Annotated in this window: 8 protein-coding genes; 5 read left to right on the forward strand and 3 right to left on the reverse strand. The window is 57.5% G+C overall.

Translation table 11 applies throughout. The features are described from left to right. Positions 1–10: 10 nt before the first annotated feature. Entirely contained in the window at positions 11–748 is a 738-nt protein-coding gene (locus CQ017_RS03255; protein WP_105552464.1) for a dihydrofolate reductase family protein, read from the forward strand. On the opposite strand, the gene CQ017_RS03260 is transcribed toward CQ017_RS03255, so the two are convergent. Next, on the reverse strand, positions 714–1,688 hold the full coding sequence (locus CQ017_RS03260; protein WP_146112416.1) for a diacylglycerol kinase family protein: 975 nt from the start codon (positions 1,686–1,688) through the stop codon (positions 714–716). The two genes, CQ017_RS03255 and CQ017_RS03260, sit on opposite strands and share 35 nt — an antisense overlap. An 88-nt stretch (positions 1,689–1,776) precedes the next feature. Between CQ017_RS03260 and CQ017_RS03265 the strand changes: the two genes are divergently transcribed. The 3 genes from CQ017_RS03265 (at position 1,777) to CQ017_RS03275 (ending at position 3,855) form a co-directional block, all read left to right on the forward strand. Then, positions 1,777–2,676, forward strand: coding sequence for a J domain-containing protein (locus CQ017_RS03265; RefSeq protein ID WP_105552466.1), 900 nt, complete (start codon positions 1,777–1,779; stop codon positions 2,674–2,676). A gap of 39 nt (positions 2,677–2,715) precedes the next feature. After that, positions 2,716–3,177, forward strand: a complete 462-nt coding sequence (locus tag CQ017_RS03270; RefSeq protein ID WP_096284632.1) for a tRNA (cytidine(34)-2'-O)-methyltransferase — start codon at positions 2,716–2,718, stop codon at positions 3,175–3,177. A 123-nt stretch (positions 3,178–3,300) separates the two neighbouring features. After that, on the forward strand, positions 3,301–3,855 hold the full coding sequence (locus CQ017_RS03275; protein ID WP_146112417.1) for an anti-sigma factor: 555 nt from the start codon (positions 3,301–3,303) through the stop codon (positions 3,853–3,855). A gap of 106 nt (positions 3,856–3,961) precedes the next feature. Here the strand turns inward: CQ017_RS03275 and CQ017_RS03280 are convergent, their stop codons facing one another. Further along, positions 3,962–4,723: a PIG-L deacetylase family protein gene (locus CQ017_RS03280; protein WP_105552468.1), complete on the reverse strand. Its 762-nt coding sequence runs from the start codon at positions 4,721–4,723 to the stop codon at positions 3,962–3,964. Positions 4,724–4,943: 220 nt separating this feature from the next. After that, complete coding sequence (locus tag CQ017_RS03285) at positions 4,944–6,509, reverse strand: trypsin-like peptidase domain-containing protein (RefSeq protein WP_255248376.1); 1,566 nt, start codon at positions 6,507–6,509, stop codon at positions 4,944–4,946. Positions 6,510–6,749: 240 nt separating this feature from the next. Here CQ017_RS03285 and CQ017_RS18475 point away from each other — a divergent pair. Beyond that, the coding region (locus tag CQ017_RS18475; protein WP_105552518.1) for a TPM domain-containing protein at positions 6,750–8,749 on the forward strand (2,000 nt) is incomplete at its 3' end.

Consider the following 8,749-nt stretch of genomic DNA (forward strand, 5'->3'; position numbering starts at 1 on the left):
GACCCGAGCCATGCGTGAACTGCTACCCAGCAATATGCCGGAGGTTGGCGATACCTACCTTTTGGAGCGTTACGCCGCGTCGCAACGTCCCTTTGTGCGCTTCAATTTCGTTTCCAGCATCGACGGTAGCGCCCAGCGCGATGGGCTGTCCGGCGGGTTGGGCAGCGCGGGCGATCGGCGGATCTTTAGTTTGTTGCGACGCTTGGCAGATGTCATCCTGGTCGGTGCCGGCACCGTCCGCGCCGAAGGGTACGCGGGGGCGCTGATCGGTGATGAGGACATTTCCTGGCGTGAAGCCCGGGGCTTGTCCGCGCAACCGGTCCTGGCGATCGTTTCGCACGGGCTGCATCTGGAGCCCGATGACGAGGTGTTCACGCTAAGCCCCGTCCCGGTGCTGGTCTTCACCAGCGTTCAAGTCACCGAGGAGCACCACAGTCGCTTCGCTTCGCATGTCGAATTGGTTGAAGTTGCCGAAGCAGACCGGGGTTGTGACCCGCAGGAAATCGTTGCTGATCTGCTATCCAGAGGGCTGGGTTTCATTCATGCCGAGGGTGGCCCGCATTTGCTTGGCCAATTCATCGCCGCCGATCGTCTCGACTCGATGTGCGTGAGCTATTCGCCGATGCTGTTGGCGGGGTCTGGACAGCGCATAGCGCACGGTCCACGGCAGGCGGCCCTTGCGATGAAAATCCATTCGCTGTTCGAGGAGGAATCTATGCTCTTTTGCGATTATCGGCGCCCGGAATAAGCGTCAGCGCCCCGTCGAGCACGGTCAGCTCAAAATCACCCTGTCCGATAAGCTCCCCATCCGCATAACTTTCCTGCCTGGTTCGCACAACTACATGTGCACTCCTGCTGGACAGTTGGTGCCGGTGAATCTTTCCGCACAGAATATGACCTACAAAAGGCAGCACCGGTAGCAATAGCGGGCCCTTCACCAGCACGATATCGGCCAATCCATCTGCGTAGTCCGCGTGCGGGAAAAGCTTAATCCCACCGCCAAGCGACTTGATATTCGCAATACTTGCCGCGAAGACCGAACCCTTGAATTCAAGTTCCTGAGCCTGAATTTCGGTGGGGTACGCGCGAAGTGTGGGGAGGCACAGCAGCAGTCCGAGAATATAGCGCAGCGCGCCTAGGCGGCGTGGCAAACCATTGGCTCGCCGGTTAACCTGTCCTTCGAATCCCCACGACACCGCGCCCACGGCAAGCGTAGTTCGTGGCAGGTCATTGGCAAATCGCAGCTGGAGCAAATCGATCGGGGTCCCTGCTGCCCCTCCGGCCAGAAAGCTAACCACCTGTTGGATCGTTTCTTCCGCCGATCGTGCGCCGTACATTCGCCAGGTGTCGTTGCCGCTGCCTGCCGGAATGATCCCCATTGGAATGTTCTTCCCTGCAAGATACTGGATGGTGTGGTGTATTAGTCCGTCTCCGCCGATGACTACTACGGCATCGGCTGTTGCCAAGGCTTTTCCGAATTCTCGCCCTTGGAGATGTGCGGTATTCAACCTGTCTGATTGAATACCGTGAGCCTCGAGCCGGGCTTCCAGCTCTTCGACCCGTCGCATTGCCAAACCCTTGCCCGAGCTCGGATGGAAGACTATGCGAATGTGCTGATATTTCACGGAGGGCACCATACGGATAGAGAATACCCAGCAAACGCTCGGGTTTGAAAAGCCAACTCCCAATCATGGAAGGTAAAATGTTCTAATTGGCACTTGATCGCGCGGCACCGGCCGTGGGGAATTGCCTTAACCGAGAGGATTCGTCCGTATCATGAGTTCGCCAAGTCCCTACGAAATTCTTGGCGTTCCCCGGACGGCAACTTTCGAAGAGATCAAGGTTGCGTATCGGAAGGCTGCTCGCGCGTCACACCCGGATCTGGGTGGTAGCGCCGACGAGTTCAAAGACGTCCAACAGGCATTTCAGACGCTGTCGGATGGTCGAAGCCGTTCAAGCTTTGATAGGTCTTTCCAGTCCCCCGGCCAAGCACCACGCGCCGGAACCTCCGCCCGCCAGTACGATGAAAAGCTGCGCACCTCACCGCAACAGCCCAAGGCCCAGCTAGCTACCGAATATGTCCCTCGTCTCGATGACGACTCCTTTGGTTTGCTGGATAGGGCCCACTCGATTCAACGAAGCCACGGTGAGCCACGAAAGCGCGGGCTGTTCAATTCCCGTTCCAGGCTTACCCGAGAAGCACAGACGATCAGCATGCTCAGCAAAAACGTGCTCAACGTGCTGCCTGCGGCCCGGCTGGTCAATGGCTTGCAGGCACCCGGCGGCGGGCACTATGACCATGTGTTGACCGCCGGATATCGTATGGCGATCGTCAACACGATGACGCTTCCCGAGGGCTATTACGCATTTGATGGGAACGTATTGCGTCATGGAAATAAAATGACGCAGCCCCCGGCCTTGAACATCACCGGGATGCAACGCGCATTCATGCAGATGAATGTCGTCGCTTTCACGTTGGTCCTTTCGAGCCAGGGCAATCCCCACGAGCCGGTCATCGAATATCACCGCAGGGCCGATCCGGCGCTGGCCTCCACGCCCAACGTGCTCAATGCCGCAGGACTCATCCGCGAACTGAAACTCTTCCTCGGATCAGGCCCTTCCCCGAATATTGTTGACCGTTCGGTACTGTCCCGAGTCTTAGGCGGAATGTACTGATTACCAGTTTTACTGCTCCAAGAGCTTAAACTGTTAAATGTGTTCCGTATTCTTTTCAATGCTCCCGAAATTCCCGGCAACTCCGGGAATGCCATCCGCCTAGCCGCAATCACCGGTGCCGAACTTCATTTAGTGAAGCCCTTGGGCTTCAACTTTGAAGACGCCAACCTGCGTCGTGCGGGGTTGGACTACCACGATCTAGCGGTGGTCACCGTACACGAAAACCTCGAAGAAGCCCTCGCGTCGTTGGGCGAGGGTCGTGTTTTTGCGTTCAGTTCCGATGGCGACACGCTGTACACCGAGGTGGGCTATGTCCCAAGTGACATTCTCATGTTCGGTAAGGAATCGGTGGGGCTTAGCGCCGCAGATAAAGCCCACGAACGGGTGACCGATCTGGTCCGATTGCCGATGTTGCCGGGGCGCCGATCGCTGAACCTTGCCAATGCCGCTTCCGTTGTCGCCTTTGAGGCTTGGCGGCAGAACGGTTTTGCAGGAGCCTAAAATACCAGCCCAATCGGGCCAAGTACACAGCTTTACCCAATCTTTATAAAGTAAGCTTTTGAGTATGTTCGCGCAGGCGTGCATTCCGACAAAACCGACGACTTCTCGGGAGATTCCAAAACAATGAACGGTAGCCCTTCGCAGCACCGCGACGAGCCTCAGGACGAAAATCTGGGTCTGGACCTAGTCAGTCAAGTGGCCCACAGCTCTCGTGCGGAACGGAGCGCACGGCCAAAACGCTGGATCTTCGCAGTGATTGGTTTGGTAATCGTGGTCGTCTTGGCCCTCGTGACCTTTTCCTTGCTCAATAGCGAGACGAAATCTTCTAAAGCCGCAAAGGCCGATGATGTGCTCACAGAGGTAGTTGAACTCAATAGCGGCGGTCAGGCGACCATCAGTACCTCCAAGCAGGAGAATGCGCTAGGCGTCGAACTGACTGCTCTGCCACCACTTGATGATTCTGAACAGTACGTTGTTTGGGCCGTGCATGAAGAAGGCGGCATCAGCGTAGTGAGCAAGACCTCGGGAGAAGACGCCAAGGGCGGGCTCTCCCCCATCGACGATGTTCTCGCGGTACATATCACCGTGGAAGGTTCAGAGATACCCGCCTCGCCCTCGGAAGACACCGAGGCCTCGGTGGACCTGCCGCTAGGCCAATCGGAAGAGCCCAAAGCCTAACCAGCTAGCGATGGGTTATCTGTCGATAAGTTAGCATTCATCTGACGTATACGGTGCGGTTCCCCAAAGCGGGAACCGCGCCGAATTACTTTAACCCGTAGTTAAGTCAGAATCCTGCGATCGTGTCATCGGCGTTCACGGCCACGAGGTGGAAGCCTTCAGCCAGCTCATCGGAAGGCATATTCGCGCGTACGCCATTCGCTTGGCACTGCTCGAGCACAAATTTCTCCATCGCCCCGACGTCGGGGTGCTGGGTGAAATGGGCTCGCAAAGCATCCATCTTCTGCGCAAAGAACTCGGTGATGTTCACAAAGCCGTTTTCGCGTTCCTTGGGGGCTCCATATAACCAAAGCCAAGGTAGTTTGTAGGCTTCCAGTCCTTCTTCCGCGAGCAGCTCCGGGTAGGCGAACGGGTTTTCGACTGCCGGGTAGATAGCCCGGGTTACCGCTTCGCCGCAGGCAAGGTGGTCCGGGTGTGAGCGCTGAATGCGGTCCCAGTTTCGTTCGGTGTGCATGGCCATAACTATTTGCGGGCGCACCTGGCGGATCAGTCGAACCACCTGACGCATGACGTCGTGGCTTGGCTCTAGATAGCCGTCACGCTCTCCCATGAAATGCACGGTGCTGACACCAACTCGGGCTGCCGCAACGCGTTGCTCTTCGTGGCGCAAGCGAACCGTCTCGGCAGGATCACGGTCGTCAAAACCTCCAGCGTCGCCATCGGTCATGATGCAGTATTGCACCTCTATCCCCGCGGCGGTCATTGCGGCTACGGTTCCGGCTGCGCCGAAATCCAAATCGTCGGGGTGCGCTGCAAAAGCCAGCACCCGCTGGGTAGCTGAGTTAATGAATTTGTTCGGATCAATCATGCTTAGCATCGTCAAATCTCTGTGGCTGCCGAGGGCAGGGTATTGGCAAGGCGTTTCGTGGCCCTATAGTTTTCGTTTGGAAAATTGGTCTTAGACCGCGGGCTGAAGTGTTGTTCTCTATCGTATCGAGATCCTCGGCGTACCTCGATTTTTGGGCCAAAACCAAAAGTGACGTGCCGCAGGATCCTGCGGCACGTCACTTTTCTTGGATCTATTTGGCCTATTCCAGAGACCCAACCGTCACTGAGACTTTGTTTTCGGCACCGTTCCGCGTGTAGGTGATGTCGGCTTTGCCGCCAGCTGGCACCTCTCGAATTGCGGCAGTCAAGGTCTGGGAATCCTGGATTGCGCGTCCGTTGACGCCGGTGATGATGTCTCCGGATTTCAAACCGGCTTCCTCGGCCGCCGAATTCGGTGAGATCTCCCGGATCGCTGCACCGACACTGAACTGCGAAGCGTTCGATCCAGTCGAAGCGCCCTGCGCTTGTACCGTTGCGCCCAGCAGACCGTGGGTGGCTTTACCATTGGCGATCAGTTCCTGAGCGATACGCTGAGCGTAATCCACAGGAATCGCGAACCCGACGCCAATCGAACCCGAATCTTCACCACCGGCTCCACCAGAAGCAATGGCGACGTTCACGCCAATAATTTCGCCCTTGTTATTTACCAGCGCACCACCGGAGTTTCCATGGTTAATCGCTGCGTCGGTCTGCATCACGTTGATGTAGATCGAGCCTTGCCCGGACTGGTCCTGCCCTTCGGGCATGCCTGGGAATTGGAAGTTGAACTGGCTTCCGCCGTCCTCGCCCTCATCCTGCGCATTTTGTTCCGGCACTGCGGAGGATGCCACCGAAATAGTGCGGTTGAGCGTGGAGACAATTCCATCGGTCACGGTTCCGCTCAGGCCCAATGGCGCGCCAATTGCTACCGCGGTGTCACCAACGTTTAGCTCGGAGGATTTCCCCAAGGTCGCGGGCACGAGGTTCGGCACATCAACCTTAATGACCGCAAGATCTGAGAGCGGATCGGTGCCAACGAGCGTTGCCTGATGCACCTTGCCATCGCTCAAGCGAACGGTAAGCGTTGGGTCGCCGGTTTCTCCTCCCAAAGTGACCACGTGCGTGTTGGTCAATATATGACCTTCGGTATCCAGAATGATTCCAGAGCCCGAACCGCTAGACCCGCTACCGGAAGCTTCGATGGTGACCACGCTAGGCGATGCTTTGGCTGCCGCAGCGGTAACCTCTGTGACGGACTTTGGATTGTTGATCACCACACCGTTTTGTGGGGTCTGCACCGAGGAACCGCCCAAATCATTCCCGCCGGCCATGAAGTATGTGGTGCCGGCAGCGGTCACACCACCGATAAGTGCCGCAGCGACCATACCCGCGATCAGCGTGCTGCCGGCGAACTTCTTTTTCGGTGCACGTTCTGGCGGAACTGGGTAGTTTGAATGTTGCTGTTCAGCATGGCCATATGCTCCGGCGGCATAGGACGGTCCGGACTGCGAAGCGTGCTCGGTGGATCCTTGACCGTAGACCCCGGTGGCCGGCTGTTGCTCGGTGGGGTAATGGGCACGTGAATAAACGTCGGTCTGCTGCTCTTCCGGGCTGGACGCGGGGCTTACCTGGTTATAGCTACGTGTCTCGCCGGCATCCGACGACGACTGCGGCTCCGGGAGATTCACGCGAGGTTCCTCCGCATGCTCCGGAGTCTGGGCGATATCCTTCGGCTGTTCGGGTTCGCCCATATTTTTATTTCGTGGTTCATCCGGTGTCTGGCTCATCTTCATGCCTCTTTCGAATATCGGATCTCTTGAGTCTTATTATTCAGGGTCGAACTGTGGCAGTTGCGAGGGATGACTTTGCGCAAGCTGTGAGTTAACTATTCTGGCAGCGGAATAGCATGGACGCTGTGTTGCCGTGCAAATAGAATCAAATTGAGCTGTGAAAGTAGTCGCAGGTAAACGTGGTCGGACGAGTGGTCAAATTATTAGTTCGATTCGGTAATTCAGGTGAGGACGACAATGATTTCCAAAGCGCGGCGAGTCTCTGCTGCAGCATTAACGGTGGCGGCATTATCGCTGGGAGCGTCGGCACCAGCATTTGCAGAGCCCCCTGTCACCATTCCACCTGGCGACTTCGTTGTCGACAACGCGCAGGTGCTCGGTGGCGATGAAAGCAATCTCGAAAACGATATTAAAGAACTTCGGGACGAGACTGGAATCAGTCTCTTTGTTGTCTACGTCGATGAATTCACCAATCCCTCGGATCCTAGCCAGTGGATGCAAGAAGTTGCGAGTACGAAAAATATGGGCAGCTCGGATGCGATTTTGGTCGTAGCCACAGATCAGCGGCAAGCGCGGTTTGCCGGCGATCAAAATGGGCCGCTGAATGCCTCGGCTCAAGAGATCTACTCAGAACATATCTCTCCGGCTCTCGGCCAACTAGATTGGGCAGGAGCCGCTGAAGGCGCTATTGAGGGCATCGCAAATGTATCCGAGGGGGGCAGCGCTAGCAGCTCGTCCGGCTCCGGTGGCGGCATCTTCTGGGTTCTGTTGCTTGTTGGCGGCGTGGCAGTGGGCGCCTACGTGATGCTATCGCGGCGCAGCAAGAAGAAGACCAACCAGCTACCGCAGAACCACGGCAATCTCAACGGTCATCAGCCCCAGCAGCTTGAGTCGCTGGATAAGCTACGTTTGCAGGCTGACCAGTTGCTGGTCGCGGCAGACGATTCCATACGATCTTCTGAGCAAGAACTCGGTTTCGCTGAAGCTCAGTACGGCCCAGATGCCATCAAGGTCTTTTCTACGGACCTCATCGAGGCCAAGACCCATCTGGTTGAGTCCTTCCGACTGCAGCAACAGCTCGATGATCACATCCCCGACACCGAAGAAGAGCAACGTTCATGGCTCGGTGAAATTATCAATCGGTGCGGACAAGTCAATGACACGTTGCAAGAGCACGCCGCCGAATTCAAAAATCTTCGCCAGTTGGAACAGAACGCAGAGTCCCGAATCAATGAGGTTGCTGCGGAAAAGGAACCGCTAGCCCAGCGGCTTTCCCAACGGGTGTCCGAGCTTGAGGGACTGACTTCGAAATACGATGACAGCGCCGTCTCGCAGATTACCGATAACGCCGAGCAAGCTTCGGAACGACTAACGTTCGCAGCCTCAGTGCTGAAGCAAGCGCGCGAGAAGCTCGATACGGATCGCTCCGGCGCGGCACTTCTCATCCAGAATGCTGAAGAAGCTCATGACCAAGCCGAAGTACTGCTCGAAGCTATCACCAAATCGGCGGCCTCGCTGCGCCAAGCAGATGCCGATTTGGAGTCAGCTGTCGCCATGGCCGCCAGGGATCTGGCGCAGGCTAAGGCGCTAGTTGCCAACGGCACTCAGCCGAACCTTGCAGGTCCCATCGCCGGGGTAGAAAGCACCCTAGGCAACATCCAGCAGGCATTGCGCGGTGGCAAGCACAACCCATTGGCCTTGATCTCGGCCCTCGACGAATCGACTAAACCGCTAGCCACCGCCTTGGGCACGCTACGCGACCGAGCCGAGCAGGACCGGGTGGCGCGCGATCAGCTTCAGTCACTGTTGAATACGGCGGCATCGCGCATTCAGGGAACGGAAGACTACATTCGTGCCCGCCGTGGCGGCGTACGTTCTTCGGCCCGTACTCGTCTGGCCGAAGCGCAGCGCTCCTATGATCAGGCACTAAGCCAAGCGGCACAGCGCCCCACCGAAGCGGTGGCTGCCGCGCAGCGGGCAGTGCAGCTGGCAGACCAGGCAGCACGCATGGCTGAGCAGGATGTCAACGGCTTCGGCGGCGATGGTGGTTTGGGCGGCTTCGGCGGCGGAAACCGTGGTCGTGGCGGTATGTTTGACGGGATCGGCGGAGCCGTTCTCGGCGGCATCTTGATTGACTCGCTACTCGGCGGCGGTAACCGCGGCGGAGGCAATCACGGCGGTGACGACGGATTCTTCGGCGGCGGAGGCTTCGGCGGTTTTGGCGGCGGTGGCGGAGG

The organism is Arthrobacter sp. MYb224, assembly GCF_002975455.1.
GTDB lineage: Bacteria > Actinomycetota > Actinomycetes > Actinomycetales > Micrococcaceae > Glutamicibacter.

Excerpts from the sequence above, each read along its gene's own strand:
- CQ017_RS03275 (WP_146112417.1), top strand. The coding sequence starts at position 3,301 with ATGAACGGTAGCCCTTCGCAGCACCGCGACGAGCCTCAGGACGAAAAT.
- CQ017_RS03265 (WP_105552466.1), top strand. The coding sequence starts at position 1,777 with ATGAGTTCGCCAAGTCCCTACGAAATTCTTGGCGTTCCCCGGACGGCA.
- CQ017_RS03285 (WP_255248376.1), bottom strand. The coding sequence starts at position 6,509 with ATGAGCCAGACACCGGATGAACCACGAAATAAAAATATGGGCGAACCC.
- CQ017_RS03255 (WP_105552464.1), top strand. The coding sequence starts at position 11 with ATGCGTGAACTGCTACCCAGCAATATGCCGGAGGTTGGCGATACCTAC.
- CQ017_RS03280 (WP_105552468.1), bottom strand. The coding sequence starts at position 4,723 with ATGATTGATCCGAACAAATTCATTAACTCAGCTACCCAGCGGGTGCTG.